Origin of the sequence: Thermosynechococcus sp. PKX82 (assembly GCF_031583255.1) — a bacterium.
Taxonomy (GTDB): Bacteria; Cyanobacteriota; Cyanobacteriia; order Thermosynechococcales; family Thermosynechococcaceae; genus Thermosynechococcus.
The window spans coordinates 166,115-183,626 of record NZ_CP134169.1; the positions used below are offsets into that span (position 1 = coordinate 166,115).

The window sequence follows — 17,512 nt, forward strand, 5'->3', positions numbered from 1 at the left end:
CCCCAGCATGGATTACCGCTTCGGTGCCAAAAACATGATCATATTGCGCCCCTCTTGCTTGGGTGCCTGCTGCACTTCGGCCACCGCTTGCAGGTCATTGGCCATACGGTTGAGGAGTTCTTCGGCTAGGTGGGCGTGTTGAATTTCCCGCCCGCGAAAGGTCACAGTGGCCTTCACCTTGTCTCCAGCCTTAAGGAAACGCTCGGCGCGGTTGATGCAAACGTTGTAATCGTGTTCTTCGATTTTGTAGCGCATCTTCACCTCTTTGACATCGGAGGTGTGCTGCTTTTTGCGGGCTTCCCGCGCCTTCTTTTCCTGCTCAAAGCGAAACTTGCCGTAGTCAATAATTTTGCAAACGGGTGGATCTGCCTTGTCACTGACGAGAACAAGGTCAAGTTCCTTTTCACGGGCGATCGCGATCGCCTCTTGAGACGACATAATCCCCAATTGGGAACCATCACTATCCACCACCCGCACCCGAGGAAAACGGATGCGCTCATTAATCATGGGTTGTTCTTGCTGTGTTTTCTTGGTAAGAGCCACTGGTACCTGTACTGTCGTTGATAAAGGTTGGTGCAAGGACTGTCCTAGGCTCTAAGGTGAGCCAGCAATGACCCCCTGCCCCTTGCTCTACATCTTAGCGGAGGATTGCCAATAGGAGCTATTCTCGATTTCGCCTAGATACACAGAAACTAATTATTAAAGCAGCACTCGCCATAGGGGCCTCTAGGCTAGACTGAAGGATGTTTATTGCCCACTCTGGGTGACATTGTAAGGTCTGAGGTATGGTGCAACGGCAACTGTTCACGTCAGCTCTCCTAGGCAGTCTTTGCTTCCTTGCTACCGCCTGTGGCCAACCAAAGGCAACGGCTCCCCCACCAGCGGCACGGGTGAAACTTGCGGCGGTTCAAACGGAAACCCTTTCGCAAACCGCTGTTTACAATGCCTCTTTGCAATCCCGTGAGTCGATCACGCTACAACCCCAAGTTTCGGGTCGAATCGCCCAAATCAATGTTCAAAACGGCCAGTTTGTCACTCAAGGCCAGCCCCTCATTCTTATTGACCCCTCAGAACAGCAAGCCGTTGTGGCCAGCAATTTAGCCGCAATTCAATCTGCCCAAGCCAATGTAGAGAATGCCCGCTCGGTCCTCCGCGCCCTTGAAGCCCAGCGCCGCTCCAATCTGGCCACCGTAGAGTTCAATCGGATTCAAGCGCAACGCTATACAGCACTCTTTGAAGAAGGGGCTGTTTCCAAAGAACAAGCGCAATCCTTCATCACCAGCTTTCGCACTGCCCAAGCAGCACTCCAACAAACCGAGGCGGATATTCGTGCCCAACAGGCTACCATTGCCCAGTTAGAAAAAGCTCTCTTGGCTGCCCAAGCCAATGCCCAGCAGCAGGCCGTTGTCCTGAATTGGTTTCAGGTGCGTGCTCCCTTTAGTGGTGTTGTCGGCAATATTCCCCCCAAAGTGGGCGATTTTGTAACGCCCCAAACCGACCTCCTTACCCTGACCTCAAATCAACCCCTAGAAGTCTATATCCAAGTGCCCATTGAGCAAATCCCCCGCATTCGGATGGGGACGCCGGTGGAATTAATAGACATGAATGGCAATGCCGTCGGTACGAGTTCTGTCTTTTTCATTGCCCCCAATACCACAAACAATACCCAAACCATTTTAGTGAAAGCGCTCTACGACAATACGCGGAATAATCTCCGTGCCGATCAACAAATTCAAGCCCGCATTATTCTCGATCAGCAACCGGGGATTTTGGTGCCGACCACGGCGGTATCCAATCTTGCCGGGCAAAACTTTGTCTTTGTGGCCGAAAAAGACGCCGAGGGCAAAATGATTGCCAAACAAAAGCCCATTCAAGTGGGGGCAATCCAAGGAAATAGATATCAAGTTTTTGAAGGCCTCAAACCGGGAGAGCAAATTGTTGTCTCGGGAATTCAGCGCTTGCGCGATGGTGTGCCCATTACTCCTGAGTCCTAAAAGAGCATGATTAGCGATTTTTTTATTAAGCGCCCGGTTTTTGCCACGGTTTGTTCTCTGCTGATTATTTTGGTGGGGACGATCGCGCTGCCAACGCTGCCCATTGAGTATTACCCTAACGTTACACCGCCAACAATTCAGGTGTCTGCCAACTATGCAGGTGCCAACGCTGAAACCGTTGAAACGAATGTCACCACGATCTTAGAAACGCAAATTAATGGCGTGGAGGGGATGGATTACATTGACTCCACCAGTGACAGCTTTGGCAACAGCAATATCACGATCACCTTCACTGAGGGCTATGACCAAAACATTGCAGCGGTGGATGTGAATAACTTAGTGGCATCAGTCACCTCCCAACTGCCACCAGAGGTCATCAACACTGGGGTAAATGTCAGCAAATCCACAAATCAGATTGTTTTGGCCTTAGCCCTATACCCAGAGGAGGGATACAACTACGACGCCACATTCATTAGTAACTACGCGACCCTCTACGTGGTGCAACCCCTGCAACGTCTGAACGGGGTAGGGCAGGTTCAGGTCTTTGGTCAACGCACCTATGCCATGCGGATTTGGCTTGATCCCAATCGCTTAGCCAGTCGCGGTCTGACGGCTCAGGATGTGGTGCGTGCCCTCTCCGATCAAAATGTCCAGGTGGGAGCCGGGATTATTGGTGCCCCCCCAGCACCAGAGGGACAGGAGTTTCAAATTTCCATTCAAGCCCAAAGTCGCTTGGCCTCAGAAGAAGAGTTTGCCGACATTATTATTCAGCGCGGCGACGATGGTTCTGTGATTCGCATTCGCGATGTCGGTCGCACCGAGCTAGGAGCACAAAACTACAACACCAACTTTCAGTTTGATGGCCGTGACGCCGTTGGGATTGGTATCTATCAACTCAGTGGTGCTAATGCCCTCGACATTGCCCGCGCTGTCGAAGCGGAGATGGCTGTTTTAGCTGAGAAATTTCCCCCCGGTCTGAAGTGGAGCGTGGGATTTAGCACCACGGATGCGGTACAGGAATCAATCAAAGAGGTGGTCATTACACTCATTGTGGCTATCATCCTTGTCATTGCCGTGATCTTTTTGTTCTTGCAGGATTGGCGTGCCACGATCATTCCCTCGATCACGATTCCCGTTTCCTTGGTGGGCACCTTTGCCTTTATGAAGGCTTTTGACTTCTCAATCAATAGCTTGACCATGTTTGGTCTGGTGTTGGCCACGGGGCTGGTGGTGGATGATGCCATTGTGGTCGTGGAAAATGTCACTCGCCTGATGGAAGACGAGGGCATGACCCCCCAAGAAGCTGCCAGTCGCTCGATGGAAGAGGTGACAGGGGCACTGATTGCCACCTCGTTGGTAATGATGGCGGTCTTTATCCCTGTGGCCTTTTTTCCGGGGGTCACTGGGCGGCTCTATCAGCAGTTTGCTTTGACGATTGTTTTTGCGATCGCCCTTTCTACGTTTAATGCTTTAACCCTCTCTCCCCCTTTGTGCGCCCTGCTCCTGCGGCGGGAACGCCCCCCGATGGCGAACTTTATTTTGTTTCGCTGGATTAACCGCTTTCTCGATACAATGCGACGGGGCTATGAACGCAACCTGACTGTGGTCGTGCGCCTAAAATACTGGGTGCTGGCAGGCTTTGTGGCACTGCTGGGGGTGACCTACGGGCTATTTCAGATTGTTCCCGGTGGCTTTGTCCCCCAAGAGGATCAAGGTTATTTTGTTACCCTTGTGCAATCGCCTCAGGGGGTGTCCCTCGAATACACGAGCAATATTGTCTTCAAAGCAGCGGACGCGATCGCCCAAAATCCAGTGGTCGAACATACCTTTGCTATTGGCGGCTTTAGCTTCTTCGGCATAGGTTCAGACAAGGGGATTATCTTTACGAGTCTCAAGCCCTGGTCACAGCGGCCAACCCTTGATCAGTTGCTGCCCCAGTTTCAGAAGGCCGTCGTGGGTGAACTCGGAGCAGTAGTGTTTTCATCCAATGTGCCGACCATTAACCTTGGTGGCAGCGGCCTTGGCGGCTTTGATATGCAGGTGATGGATCAGCAGGGTCTCGGCCTTGAAGCGCTTGCGAGTTCAGTGAACGAGCTAATCCTCAAAGCCAATGCAACCCCCGGCCTTGTGTCAGTGAATACCCCCTTTGCCATTAATGCCCCCCAGTTAAATGTAACGGTCGATCGCACCCGCGCCCTTGCCTTGGGGATTCCCCTCAAGGACATTTTTAATGCCATGCAGATTTACTTGGGGTCGTTATACGTTAACCAATTCACGATTTTTGCCCGCAGTTACCAAGTGATTGTGCAGGCGGATAAGCAGTTTCGCGCGAATCCCGATGACATCAACCGCATCTATGTACGCTCGGAGCAAAATGCGCTCATTCCCCTCAGTAATCTCGTCACGATTGAACAGGTCTCGGCACCGCCGATTATTTATCACCATAACTTGTTCCGTTCGGCGGAGGTGACTGGTCAAAATGTGCCACCCCTCAGTGATAGTCAAGCGATGATGACAATGGCATCCTTGGCTCAGGAGGTTCTCCCCAATGGCATCGGCTATAGCTGGACGGGGTTATCCCTAGAGTCCACCCGCTCCGCAGGCCAAGCACCGTTGATTTTTGGCCTTGGTCTCGTGTTTGTGTTCCTCGTGCTCTCGGCGCAGTACGAAAGCTATATTGACCCCTTGATCATTATCCTTTCGGTGCCTTTGGCGATCATGGGCGCTTTGTTGGCACAGTGGTTGCGGGGGCTGAGTAATGATGTATTTTGCCAAATTGGTTTGGTGATGCTGATTGGCCTCGCCAGTAAGAATGCAATTCTGATTGTGGAGTTTGCCAACCAAATTCGCGAAAGCAAGGGCACGTCCATTGTCAAGTCGGTGATCTATGCCGCCGAGGAACGGCTGCGCCCCATTTTGATGACGGCCATCTCCTTTATTCTGGGCATCTTCCCGCTGGTCATTGCTACGGGTGCTGGGGCAAAATCCCGTCACTCCTTGGGAACAAGTGTCACAGGCGGCATGCTTGCAGCCACATTTCTCAGTTTCTTTGTGGTGCCGATCATTTACATCCTCATTAAGGAACTAGTGGCGCGGCTGACCAAGGAGAAGCTTGAGGAAGCAACCCCAACGGAGTCTTAACTTACTTTACAATTCGCAAAACTCTTGTATCGTGGGGAATGATCCTTTGGCTCGCTCGTGATCATGCCCAAACAACTGGATTTGCTGACCTCTGGACAGGTGATCCCAACACCACTGCACAGTGAAATGCAACGCTCCTATCTGGAGTACGCCATGAGTGTGATTGTGGGGCGGGCACTACCAGATGTGCGGGATGGGCTAAAACCAGTGCATCGGCGGATTCTCTATGCCATGTATGAGTTGGGGTTGACGCCCGATCGCCCCTTTCGCAAGTGTGCACGGGTGGTGGGGGATGTGCTGGGGAAATATCACCCCCATGGGGATCAAGCGGTCTATGAGGCACTGGTGCGCTTGGTGCAGCCCTTTAGCAGTCGCTATCCCCTCTTGGCAGGGCATGGCAATTTTGGCTCCATTGATGATGATCCTGCGGCGGCAATGCGCTACACGGAAACGCGCTTGGCAGCGATCGCCCACCGCACGCTACTGGAGAATATCAGCGACGCCATTGTGGATTTTGTCCCCAACTTTGACAGTTCCCAAGAGGAGCCATTGGTGCTGCCGGCGCAACTGCCGATTTTGCTGTTGAATGGCGCAACGGGAATTGCTGTGGGCATGGCCACAAACATTCCACCCCACAATCTGGGGGAAGTGGTGGATGCTCTGATTGCGCTTATTGACCGTCCCCATCTCTCCCTAGAGGAACTGCTCACCCACCTGCCGGGACCGGACTTTCCCACGGGGGGTGTGATTGTGGATGGGGCAGCATTGCTGCGCGCCTACGCCACGGGTCGAGGGACGATCACCCTGCGGGGGGTGGCCACCCTTGAGGATATTCAGCCCGGACGCGGCCGCCACCGTCGCCAAGCCATTGTGGTGACAGAGCTACCCTATCAGGTGAATAAGGCGGCATGGATTGAGAAGGTGGCGGATTTGGTGAATCAAGGTCGCCTTGAGGGCATTGCCGATCTGCGGGACGAAAGCGATCGCGAGGGGCTGCGGGTGGTCATTGAACTGAAGCGGGATGCCTCAGCGGCACAACTCTTGGAGCAACTCTACCGCCTGACGGCCCTACAAGTAACCTATGGCATCAACTTGATGGCACTGGTGGGCAATCAACCCCGCCAACTCTCCCTCAAGGAGATTCTCAGTGAGTTTCTGCAATTTCGCGAGCAGACCCTGCTACGGCAATATCGCCATGATCTCGAAACGGCTCAAGCCCGCCAGCATGTGGTGACGGGACTCTTAATCGGCCTCAATGCCGTGGATCAGGTGATTGAGATTTTGCGATCGGCAGCGGATGGCAGTACTGCTCAGCGGGAATTGATGACCCGCTTGGGTTTGAGCGATCGCCAAGCCAGTGCCCTGATTGCCATGCCCCTACGCCGCCTCACTCAACAGGAGCGCCAAGACCTAGAACGGGAACAGGCGGAGCTACAAGCGCGGATTGCCCAGTTGGCAACCCTGATTAGCCAGCGTCCTGAGCGCCTCAAGGCACTGAAGAAAGAATTGCGGCAGTTAAAGAAAGCCTTTGCCGATCCCCGCCGCACTCAAATCCTCACGGCAGCGCCGCCGCCCCCCACCGCCGTGGAGACCAATGATCGTGACGATACGCCCCTCTGGGTCGAAGTGAATCATCGCGGTTACGGGCGCTGTCTGTCCCAGCGCAGTCGGGGGAGTCTCCAGTGGCAAACGTGGCTACCGTGGTCAGAGCCATTGCCCTTGGCCTTCTCGGTACAGGCTAGCGATCGCCTGTGGGTGTTTACGGAAAGTGGCAAGGTGTATCCATTGCCCGTAGAGCGATTACCCGTTACCAGCCGCCGTGAGAGCGATCGCGGGCAACCGCTGCTGACCCTCTTGCCGGAGTCGGCGCAAGGGGAAACCCTCCTGACAGTCGTGCCCAGTCAACCCCCAGCAGAGAAGCTGATTTTGCTGACGCGCCAAGGCCGCACTAAGGTCATTCCAATCTCAGATCTGCAAGACCTGAGCGGGCGGGGTCTGCAACTGATGAAACTCAAGGCGGGGGATGCCCTCGGTTGGGTACTGCCTGCGGATACGGATCACTTAGTGTTGGCCACCTCGCGGGGGCGGGTCTTTCACTTTTTCATCCCCGACATTCCCGCTTTGGGGCGGCTGAATCCAGGTCAAGCGGCGGTGCACCTCAGTGGGCAAGAAACCTTGGTGGGGGCGATCGCCCTGTCGGAACTGGAGAATGTGATCCTCGTTACCACTTCAGGCCTTGGTAAACAAGTGCCGCTGCCCCTAATGGAAGTTGTGCCCCTTGGTCATTTAGGCCAGTTGGCGATGCCTCTGCGGCAAAAAGCGGATCGCTTGGCGGGCATTGGCCGCGGCGGTAGCCCCCTGGCACTGGTGACGAACCAAGAGCGAGCCTGGATCACCAACGGCGAAGAGATCCCCATCCTCAATAAAGAGGCGGTAGGGGTGGCGATCGCTCCCCTTGATCCGCAGGAACAGATTCAGGCGGTGGTGCCGTTGGCCTGATCAGTTCAAGCCACTGACCACAGACCCGCAGGTGGTACCCCCCCGGCAGCGTTGAGGTTTGGCTGCCATTACCTGCCGTGATCAGAGGACGCACCGCTTCAATCAGGCTGAAATCAATGCCCCGTTTCAGGTGCTGACGCAAAAATCGCTGGATCAAGCGGCGTTGCAGCGCAAGGGGCAATTCCCGTAGGCGCAGCCGCTCCAAGGCAGGGGGATGCTCGCGGATCACGGTGGGGGCAAGACGCTCCACCTCAGCCTCGAAATAGGCGCGATCGCTAGCCAGCAGTTCAGCGGTTTGGGCAAGCACCTCTTCCACATTCGGATTAAAGTGCGCTTGCAGATAGGGAATTAACTCCAAACGCAGCCGATTGCGGCGATAGTTGAGATGGTGGTTCGTTGCATCCTGCCAGACGGGTAACCCGTAGGTTTGGCAAAAGGCAGCCGTTTCCGCTCGCGTCATCCCTAGGAGTGGACGTACTAACTGAATCGCACCCAAAGCACGGCTAGGTAAGAGGGTGGCTAGGCCATCGGGGCTGGTGCCGCGCAGTAGATGTAGTAGGAGACTTTCGGCGCGATCGCTCTGGGTGTGGGCGGTCACCACATGGGTGCAATCCAACGCCTTGGCCACGGTCTCAAAGACTTGGTAACGCCATGAACGGGCTGCGGCCTCAGTTTTCGGCAGCGGCGGCGCACTCACCACCTCACAGGGTAGATGCCATTGCTGCGCTAGCGCTTGGACAAAATTTGCATTGGCAGCGCTATCTGCCCGCCAGCGGTGATCACAGTGGACAGCCGCCAAAAACCACCGCCAGTAGGGCTGTAGATCCAATAGCAGGCGCGTTAAACAAACGGAATCTTGCCCCCCCGATAGAGCAATCAGAATTCGTGCCCCCCCAGGGAGCCATTGTTGGGTTTTTAAGGTGGTATGCAGGCGGGCGTGGTAGATGCCCCACACGGGCAAAAAACCGCTAGAAAAACCAACCGTAGGAGTGTAGACCTTTCCCCAGCAGGTTCACCCCCAAGTAGCACACCCAGACCACCCCAAAGCCAACGGTGGCGAGAATCGCCGGCTTGCGCCCCTGCCAATCACGGGTCATGCGGGCATGGAGATAAGCAGCATACACCAGCCAGACAATCAGTGCCCAAGTTTCTTTGGGATCCCAACTCCAAGGCGCCCCCCAAGCCTCATTTGCCCAGACCGCACCAGAGATAATGCCGATGGTTAGCAGTGGGAAGCCAAGACCAATCATGCGGTAGCTCAAGTTATCGAGGGTCTCAGCCAAGGTGAGGCGTTGCAAACTCAATTGCAGGGTGGGTTGGGTCAGTACCGTGGTGCCACCGCCCCCAGTCGAGGGTTCTAAGGAAGGTTCTGGCGCGCGACTGCGGAAGCTGCCTGTGCCCACAGAGCTGCCCTTAAGGCTGACGGGTTTGCCCCATGTGACCACTAGGAAGGCGATCGCCAGCAGTGACCCCACCATCAACGTGGCATAGCTGAGCATCATCACACTGACGTGCATCATTAACCAGTTGGACTTCAGGGCAGGCACCAGAGGCGCTGACTGCTGCATTTCCGGGGGGAGCGAGAGAGCCGCAAAAGCCGTAATTCCCATGGCAACGGGTGCAGTAACAACCCCCACAAGGCGCTGGCCACTGATGGACTCGGCGACAAAGTGCATGGCTGTCAAACCCCAGCACAGGAAAAAGAGGGATTCATAGAGATTGCTGATGGGAAAGTAGCCCCCCTCAATCCAACGCGCCGCCAGCAGGCCCGTAATACAGAGATTGGCGATCGCCATCCCCGTGCGACCCGCAGCCGTGAGAACAGGCCATTGGGGAAACGCTGCCCCACACCAGTAGAGCAACATCGTGATCAAAAGCACCGCAAAGGCACTGTTATCGAGCCAACCTTCTAGGGTTAATAAATCCATAGCTTTTTATTTTGCCAGCCTGCTACTCTTTTGTATTGTACTGTCCGAACCGTGCTTTTCTGGGATAGTGGCGCATCTCCCATTCTTGTGAAAAGGGCTGTACCACAATTTCAGCCTGAATCTCTATAATCAGGGGTGAAGAATCATCATGTTCTATTGTGCTGCTGCTGGAGCGAGAACCCCATGAACGAGCTACGGGCTGCGCTGGAATTGGCGACGGAGGAGGAGTTGCAAGACCTAACAGAAATTCTGTTTCGTCGTCGGCTCAATCCCTTGGACTATCTCACAACGCCGGATCCCATTGCCGTCCAAGCTCAGGATCGCCAAGCATGGCTCGATGATATTGAGGAGCGGTTTCGCTTTTTGGCGGCAGATGGTCTGACAGTACTCAAGGGCAAAGCACAGCAAATCAGCTATCGGCAAACGTTGATGCGGGTCTGTCGCTATCTGAAAATTAAGTTTTCCCCCAGTTGGACAGTCCCCGAACTGGAAATGGAAATCTTCTTGAATGTGTTGCAGCGGATGTGGAAAAAGCTGGGGGATGAGGATCGCAAGGTCTTGGCTGCCCAAATCCAAGATAGCTTGCCCGAACTGCGCAACGGCCACCCGATTTCTATGGAAACTGTACGCCTGATCCTAGAGGGAGGCGCGGCGATCGCCATCAGTTCTGTTGTCCGCTCCATGGTGGTGCAGCAGGTGGCTCGTCAATTTGCCATTCACTTTGCTGGGTACAAGCTCTCCATCACTCCCTTGGTGTCTCGGGGCGCTGCCGTGGGAGCCGCTAAATTTGCCCTCGGTCGCAGCGTCTTAGCCTTTGCCAGTACAGCTTTGTGGGTGTGGTTTATTGCCGACTTGGGTTGGCGTGCCATTTCCACCAACTATGCGCGCATTATTCCCACCATTTTCGCGATCGCCCAAATTCGCCTCCTACGCGGTGAGCAGGCATCCCAGTGGGCAATGGCCTAGAGTGTGATCATCCGCTCTTTGTCCAGGGTGAGCAGTTGCCGCAGTTGATCGAGGTTGAGTTCGGTTAACCACTGTTCGCCACTGCCCACAATCATGTCCGCAAGCGCTTTTTTCTGCTCAATTTGCTCGTGGATCTTTTCTTCAAGGGTACCCGTGCAGACAAATTTGTGGATTTGGACAGTGCGGGCTTGGCCAATGCGGAAGGCGCGATCGCTGGCCTGATTTTCAACCGCGGGGTTCCACCAGCGATCGTAGTGAAAGACATGATTGGCACGGGTGAGATTTAAGCCCACGCCCCCCGCTTTTAGGGAAAGAATAAAGACCGTGGGTGCCTCAGGATCGTGCTGAAAGCGTTCCACCATGAGTTCTCGCTGCGCTTTGGGGGTGCGTCCCGACAGGAAAAAGATCTCCTGCTGTAGTGCCTTTTCGAGATAGGTTTTCAGGTGGGTGCCAAATTCGGCAAATTGGGTAAAGACAAGAGCGCGATCGCCCACTTCCTGAAGCTCTTGCAACATTTCTATGAGGCGTTGCAACTTGCCCGAGCGATCGGGGGCATAGTCTTCCTGCTTGAGATACTGGGCGGGATGGTTACAGATTTGCTTGAGTTTGGTCAGCGTAGCCAAGATATGGCCGCGCCGCTGGATACCTTCACTATTTTCAATGGCAGCAAGGGAGTCTTCCACCACCGCAGTGTAAAGCTGCATCTGCTCTAGGGTGAGACCGCAATAGACCAGCATCTCCTGTTTTTCGGGCAGGTCTTGGATAATGCTGCGGTCAGTTTTCAGGCGCCGTAGAATGAAGGGCTGAACATAGGTGCGCAGGGCGTTGAGGGAGGTAGTGTCACCATAGCGTTCAATGGGTCGCACATAGCGGTGCTGAAAGTAGGTGCGATTGCCCAAGTACCCCGGATGCAGAAAGTCCATAATCGACCAGAGTTCAAGGAGACGATTTTCTAGGGGGGTTCCCGTCAGGGCAATGCGAAACTGGGCGGAGAGTTCCCGTGCCGCTTGGGACTGCTGGGTGTTGGCATTTTTGATGTTTTGGGCTTCATCGAGGACCAGATGCTGCCATGACACCTGTTGCAAGGTGGCGCGATCGCGCTGCAGGAGGGCATAACTGGTGAGAATCAGATCGTGAGTTTCGACGTTTTTCAGAAATGCCTTGCCCTTGGGGCGATCGCTGCCGTGGTGGACATAGGCACGCAATGTCGGTGCAAATTTTTGGCACTCCCGTAGCCAGTTGCCCAGTACCGAGGTGGGACAGATCAACAGTGTCGGTCGGTAGGCACGTCCTGCTTCCTTAAGGTGGAGCAAAAAGGCCAACAGTTGAATCGTTTTCCCTAAGCCCATATCATCGGCCAAGCAAGCCCCCAACCGCCAGCGTTCCAAGAAACTCAACCACGCCACCCCTCGCGCTTGGTAGGGACGCAGTTCACCACAAAATTCCTGCGGTGTCGGCACTGGATCAAGGGTTTGTTTACCCGTGAGGCCATCGAGTAGTGCCTGAAGGGCATCATTGGCGTCTAAACCAAGAATGGGTAACTTGGCCACCGTTACCGTATCCCCGGTGGCAATGCGCAGCGTATCGGCAAGGGAGAGCTGGGTCTTTTGGGGAGACTGGAGAAACTCTTGAGCGGCCTTGACCTCTTGGGGACGCAGCAGCACCCACTCACCATTGAGATAAACAAGGGGACTCTCTTGGCGGCGCAGTTGATCAAAATCTGCTTCCGAGAGGGGATGCTGCCCCAACTGTAATTGCCACTGAAACTGCATCAAGCTCTCAATACTCAAGCCGCTGGTGGCGGTGGGCGGCAATGAAGCAATCATCCTCAGACCCAAGCGATGCTGGGCGCTATTGCGGCGCAAACTCGGCGGCACAATAATTGCAACCCCCTGCTGCTCAAGGAGCGGAATGGCACTTTGCAAGAAGGCATAAACTTCCGTGGTTTGCAGCGTCAGACCCACAGGGGAGGGTTCTTGGAGACTGCGATCGAGGGGACGATAAATGCGTGAGGCCAAACCCAGTCCCCGCAGCAGGGTTTCTTGGGGCTGCCAGAGCACTTGTCCGTGATAGAGGAGGGACTCTTGCGTACATTGCCAAATCTCGGCTGCCGCCAGCATCGTTTCCGTTTCGCCCTCCGTTTGTAGGCCAAAGGCCAAGCGCCAATCACCCTCGGCAGTATCTGGGGGCACCAGTTGCAGTGCCAAGCGCCATTGGGGGCGCAGATCCAACTGCTCGCGGTAGGGTTCTTGCCAACGTTGGAGCCGTTCCACAAAAGAAGGCGGCAGTTCCGTTGCTTGCCCTGTTTTGAGGAAAGTCAGCCAGTGACTATGCTCCTTAGCCAAGCCCACTTTGGGTAACTCTAGGGTGGCAAGGGCAGTGTGGAGATAGCCCTGCAAGGTGTGGTGCAGAAAATCTGCCAATAGATCGGTGGCATGGGGCGGAAACCGCAGCGCCGTGGCATCAGTTTGATAACAGCGACATAAATGCGGCATCCGTTGGCTAAATTGCCGAAAGCGATCGCGATCGCCCCCATGGGTGAGCAGAATCCGCCACCCTTCAGCCGTAGGCAAGTATTGGCCGCGCACAATTAAATCCAGTAACCAGCGACTAACGTGCAGCCAATAGCGCAGATCATCGCCAATAGCAGCGCTTTCGCGACCCTGAAGACCCAGTTGATGTAGTTGCTCTAAAACCCCTGAGGCAGGAATCGCCCAACCCGGCACCTGCCAGAGAAACAGCGGTTCGCCGTTGACTTCCGCTAGGGGAGGCGGTAATAGGTGATGCTCCTGAATCTGTGCGGGCAAAGCAGCATAGGCAACACTCGGACTGGCCTTGACCAGCGGAGGTGTCTTCAGTTGGGTGGCATAGGGATAAACAGGCACAGCAGTCGGAACCCAAGGCGTGATTGCCTGAGTGAGCGATCGCCATTCTTCTGCCCATACAAAAAAGCGCGGCGTCGGCGTTGCCAGCCACGTCCCACGGAAAACAGCCATGCCAATATTTTAGTGGGCTTTCAAGAGGGATGCGAGTGCTTCAGCAGGCATGGGTCGGGCAAAGAGATACCCTTGACCATAATCACACCCCAGTCGCTGCAGGATGTGCAGTTGCTCGTGGGTTTCAATCCCTTCGGCAATAACGCGGTAGCCCAACTCCTGAGCAAGGACTAAAATCATCTTGGTAATTTTGAGGTTGCGCTGGTTGTCTTCCAATTGCTGGACAAAGGCGCGATCCACCTTGAGGTGGTGAATCGGTAGGCTGTGGAGATAACTCAGGCAGGAATAGCCCGTTCCAAAATCGTCAATACTAATTTCAATGTGGCGCTCCCGCAGTGACTCTAGGAGACTCAGCATTTCACTGCCCAATTCAAGGGCGATGCTTTCGGTGAGTTCTAGAACCAACTGTCCTCTGCCCAAGGGATACTGTTGCTGAATGCGGCTAAGGTGGTGGAGGAAACTGGGGTGCTTCAGTGTCTTGGCCGAGACATTCACACTCAGGATCAAGTTGGCTGCCCCTTGGAACTGCTGTTGCCACAACCAAAACTGTCGACAAGCCTGCTCCAAAACCCACTTGTCAAGGTCAACAATCAGCCCTGTATCCTCAGCAATTGAGATGAAAGCACCCGGCAGAATCAGTCCGCGTTCAGGATGTTGCCAACGCACTAGGCTCTCCATGCCCACCAGTTGTTGATCTGCCAAATTAAAAAAGGGCTGATAAAACAGCTGCAGTTCTCCATGGCTGAGGGCATGGCGCAGATCGTGTTCAAGGTGGAGGCGCTCTAGCACCTGTTCGTACATCTGGGCGTTAAAGATGGCGTAGCGTCTTGTGGAGTGGGCTTTCGCTTGATACAGGGCAATATCGGCATCCCTAAGGACAGCAAAAGCCGTTTTATACTCATTTTGGGCAAAGACGACACCAATACTACTGCTGAGGAAAATTTGCCGCTCCTCTACGACCAAGGGTTCTTGGAGGCAACGGGTAATTTGCTCGCAAAGAGCAATGGCACTCTCCAAGTTGGGTAAAGCGGTTGCCAAAATCACAAACTCATCTCCGCCGAGGCGAGCCACAATATGCCTATTTTCGATGAGACGCCGCAGCAAAGTGGCAAAGGCAATGAGCAGGCGATCGCCCACTGCATGGCCGAGGCTGTCATTGATCACCTTAAAGCGATCCACATCCAAAAACAGCACGGCATAGTGAAGCTCAGGATTCCTTTGAGCTGCGGCAATTGTGGCTGCCAACTGCTCCATGAAGTAGAGGCGGTTGGGCAACCCTGTCAGGGGATCGTGATAGGCCTCATGCTCTAGCTGCAATTGCACCTGTACCCGACTGGTGACATCGCGGGAACTGGTCTGCAACTGTTGCAATTGTCCCTGACTGTCGTAGCGGGGCTTGAAGAGGGTTTCTAGCCAGAGCAACTCCTGATTCGCTGTACAGGCTCGATGGGTGATGGGCCAAAACCGCTGCTGCTGAAGCATCTGTTGCAGTTCCTGCTTGACCCGCGATCGCTCATCGGGATGGCACAACTGCGTAAAATGCTGACCAATGAGCCTCCCAGAAGACCAATCCAATAGGGTTTCATAGGAGGGACTAACATACAAACACCGGCCTTCCCGATCTAAAAGGCACACAATATCGGTCATGTTTTCCGCCAGCAGTCGATAGCGTTCTTCGCTTTCGCGCAGCGCCAGTTCAGCAGCTTTGCGGTCTGTAATATCAATATGGGTACCCACCACCTTAGAGGGGCGACCTTGGGCATCCCGAATTAACACGGCATTGCTGTGGAACCAGCGGTAGGTTCCATCGTGGTGGCGCAGGCGAAAATCAATGTCATAGTCCGCTTCACCGCGCAGAAATTGCTCGTAGGCCGCAAGGGCGCGATCGCGATCCTCGGGATGGAGTTGCTCCTGCCAATCTGCGCAACTGAACGCTTCAGTCCTAGGCAGGTCGCCCAGCTGGGCTCTGTGGGTTGGCGAAACAAGCATGGTTCCCGTAGAGAGGTCATGAAAATAAAAGCCAATCTTGGAAGCACGGATAGCCACCTCTAGCTGGGCCTGCTGCTCCTTGAGGCGCTCTTCGGCCAAATGGCGCTCAGTGACATCCAACATCACGGTGTACCAGACCACGACCCCATTAGCCGCCAGTGTGGGCTGTCCGGCACCCTCTAGCCAGCGCACTTCGCCGCTGGTGGGATGAATAATGCGCCATTGCCAAAGCCATGGCGTCAAATTTGCCGCAGAATAGAGAACCGATTGCCATGTGGCTTCCCGATCCTCTGGATGTACCAGCTGCCACAAACTTTCACCATCCTCAGCAGCCACCGCCGCCGGGATGCCCCAAAGACGTTCGCACATTGGATTCAGATAAAATACCCGATTGCGACCATCGGGGTACTGTTCATAGCGAAACAGGGCACCAGGTAGGTGAAGAGCTGTCAAACGAAACCGTTCTTCACTCTTGCGCAATGCCGCGGCAAGACGGGAACGTTTAGCCAGTTCTTTGCGGGCTTGGGCGTATAGATTGGCCTGGTAAACCGCCACCTCCAGTTGGGTGGCAATGGTACGCATAAAATTGATTTCCACTTCTGACCACGCATGGGTTTGGTGCGGCACAAACAAACTCAGGCTGCCCCAAGGGCGCTCTTTAACAATCAAAGGCACCAGTAACCATGCCCCCGGCAATTGTTCCGCAAAGGCTCGATTCACTGCATCGGTCAGTTGGCAGGTGTCGGCGATGGCAACCACTTCTCCTGCCTTCAGCCGTGTGGCCAAGGGATTGTCCTGATCTGGGATTTCAAAGCCAAGAAACCGCGGCGCATTGGCATCGCTGTGATATTCAGCAACCGGCTGCCACACCTGCCTTTCCGGAAGGTAGCGAACCACACAGGCATCCCATCCCAGCCCTATTTCCACAATTTCCCGCACAGCGGTGTCAAAGATGGTTTCAAGGTCAAGGGAATTGCGGATGGCTTGGATGACACGATTGAGAGCCTGCTCGCGCAGTAGTTGATTTTTGAGCGTGGTCACATCTCGGCCAACGGATTGAATCCCACTGAGGGAACCATCAGCCGTAAAAACCCCTGAATTCAGCCACTGGATCCAGCGACTCCCTTTTTGGGGATGAGGTAGGCAACTTTCGCAGGTAAATAGGGGCGCAGCGGGTGTAAGCTGCATCACCTGCGCTTGGAAACAAACGGCATCTTCACAGCAGACCAACTCCCCTAAGGGGCGACCAATGACTTCAGCAGCAGAACAGTTAAAGAAGCGGCAAAAGGCCTCATTGGCAAATAGGATGGTGGTATCTGGGTGCAGGGATAGAAGAAAATCACCTTGGTCTTGGAAGATGCCGGAGTCACACTGCCTAGAATCAGGCTGCTGCTGACGAGAACAGGCAAGCCCTTGGGGCTGTATTTTCTGAGGTTGGTGCCCAGTAATGTCCTGAAACGTGAGCACAATGCACTGCAGATTGCCGCTGGGATCAACAATGGGGCGGGCGTGGATTGCTAGGGTTAATCGCCGATCGCTCAACAGCAGATCTACGGCCACAGAACAGGGTTCTAAACGCTGGTGGACTTGCCTATTGGGCAACTCTTCCTTGGGATAGGGGCGATCGCTACCGCAGTAGTAAACCTGCAGATTTGCCCAAATGTCGGCTGCCGCCGCTTGGGGATCCGTCACCGCCAAGAGTCTTTGGCCAAAGGGGTTAATGTAGCTAATTTCCCCCGCGGGATCAGCAAGAGCCACAGCAATTGGTAACGCCCCTAGGATTGCTGTTAGGTAGTGCCCCCCATCACTTTTCCCCATTCCATCTGACCGGTCGATCACTGAATCTGCACCGCCACTGGCATTGGGGGTGGCAGGCCTTAGGAAAGTGGGGAACAAACTATCCATAGGATTAATCGTAGGAAGTTACTGGGGCTCCTGACTAAAGCTAAGCGCAGCAGCTTTCTGATTACATATTCGTAATAATTACGATGGTACTTGC

9 protein-coding genes are annotated in these 17,512 nt (G+C 54.6%); 4 read left to right on the top strand and 5 right to left on the bottom strand.

The window, feature by feature from the left end; genetic code table 11:
* Positions 1-12 precede the first annotated feature (12 nt).
* Positions 13-507: a translation initiation factor IF-3 gene (infC, locus tag RHH53_RS00825; RefSeq protein WP_225901679.1), complete on the bottom strand. Its 495-nt coding sequence runs from the start codon at positions 505-507 to the stop codon at positions 13-15.
* Between the two features lie 278 nt (positions 508-785).
* On the opposite strand from infC, the gene RHH53_RS00830 reads away from it, so the two are divergent.
* From RHH53_RS00830 to RHH53_RS00840, 3 genes are all read left to right on the top strand, one after another.
* Positions 786-1,994: an efflux RND transporter periplasmic adaptor subunit gene (locus tag RHH53_RS00830; protein ID WP_310743950.1), complete on the top strand. Its 1,209-nt coding sequence runs from the start codon at positions 786-788 to the stop codon at positions 1,992-1,994.
* Between the two features lie 6 nt (positions 1,995-2,000).
* On the top strand, positions 2,001-5,135 hold the full coding sequence (locus RHH53_RS00835) for an efflux RND transporter permease subunit (RefSeq protein ID WP_310453111.1): 3,135 nt from the start codon (positions 2,001-2,003) through the stop codon (positions 5,133-5,135).
* A 63-nt stretch (positions 5,136-5,198) separates the two neighbouring features.
* On the top strand, positions 5,199-7,634 hold the full coding sequence (locus RHH53_RS00840; RefSeq protein WP_310743951.1) for a DNA topoisomerase (ATP-hydrolyzing): 2,436 nt from the start codon (positions 5,199-5,201) through the stop codon (positions 7,632-7,634).
* On the opposite strand, the gene tilS is transcribed toward RHH53_RS00840, so the two are convergent.
* The gene (tilS, locus tag RHH53_RS00845) at positions 7,555-8,589 is read right to left on the bottom strand and encodes a tRNA lysidine(34) synthetase TilS (protein ID WP_310743952.1); all 1,035 of its coding nucleotides are present in this window, start codon (positions 8,587-8,589) and stop codon (positions 7,555-7,557) included. The two genes, RHH53_RS00840 and tilS, sit on opposite strands and share 80 nt — an antisense overlap.
* A gap of 13 nt (positions 8,590-8,602) precedes the next feature.
* The gene (gene ccsB, locus RHH53_RS00850; protein ID WP_206200653.1) at positions 8,603-9,562 is read right to left on the bottom strand and encodes a c-type cytochrome biogenesis protein CcsB; all 960 of its coding nucleotides are present in this window, start codon (positions 9,560-9,562) and stop codon (positions 8,603-8,605) included.
* 183 nt (positions 9,563-9,745) lie between these two features.
* On the opposite strand from ccsB, the gene RHH53_RS00855 reads away from it, so the two are divergent.
* Positions 9,746-10,528 carry a YaaW family protein gene (locus tag RHH53_RS00855; protein WP_190278036.1) on the top strand — a complete coding sequence of 261 codons (783 nt, stop codon included), beginning with the start codon at positions 9,746-9,748 and terminating at the stop codon, positions 10,526-10,528.
* On the opposite strand, the gene RHH53_RS00860 is transcribed toward RHH53_RS00855, so the two are convergent.
* The gene (locus RHH53_RS00860; RefSeq protein WP_310743953.1) at positions 10,525-13,524 is read right to left on the bottom strand and encodes a DEAD/DEAH box helicase; all 3,000 of its coding nucleotides are present in this window, start codon (positions 13,522-13,524) and stop codon (positions 10,525-10,527) included. The two genes, RHH53_RS00855 and RHH53_RS00860, sit on opposite strands and share 4 nt — an antisense overlap.
* Positions 13,525-13,533: 9 nt before the next feature.
* Positions 13,534-17,418, bottom strand: coding sequence for an EAL domain-containing protein (locus RHH53_RS00865; RefSeq protein ID WP_310743954.1), 3,885 nt, complete (start codon positions 17,416-17,418; stop codon positions 13,534-13,536).
* Positions 17,419-17,512: the final 94 nt, after the last annotated feature.

Bases quoted from the DNA above. Each gene is read 5' to 3' on its own strand.
- RHH53_RS00855 (WP_190278036.1), top strand. From the start codon at position 9,746: ATGAACGAGCTACGGGCTGCGCTGGAATTGGCGACGGAGGAGGAGTTG.
- RHH53_RS00830 (WP_310743950.1), top strand. From the start codon at position 786: ATGGTGCAACGGCAACTGTTCACGTCAGCTCTCCTAGGCAGTCTTTGC.
- RHH53_RS00860 (WP_310743953.1), bottom strand. From the start codon at position 13,524: ATGGCTGTTTTCCGTGGGACGTGGCTGGCAACGCCGACGCCGCGCTTT.
- ccsB (WP_206200653.1), bottom strand. From the start codon at position 9,562: ATGGATTTATTAACCCTAGAAGGTTGGCTCGATAACAGTGCCTTTGCG.
- RHH53_RS00865 (WP_310743954.1), bottom strand. From the start codon at position 17,418: ATGGATAGTTTGTTCCCCACTTTCCTAAGGCCTGCCACCCCCAATGCC.
- infC (WP_225901679.1), bottom strand. From the start codon at position 507: ATGATTAATGAGCGCATCCGTTTTCCTCGGGTGCGGGTGGTGGATAGT.
- RHH53_RS00835 (WP_310453111.1), top strand. From the start codon at position 2,001: ATGATTAGCGATTTTTTTATTAAGCGCCCGGTTTTTGCCACGGTTTGT.
- RHH53_RS00840 (WP_310743951.1), top strand. From the start codon at position 5,199: ATGCCCAAACAACTGGATTTGCTGACCTCTGGACAGGTGATCCCAACA.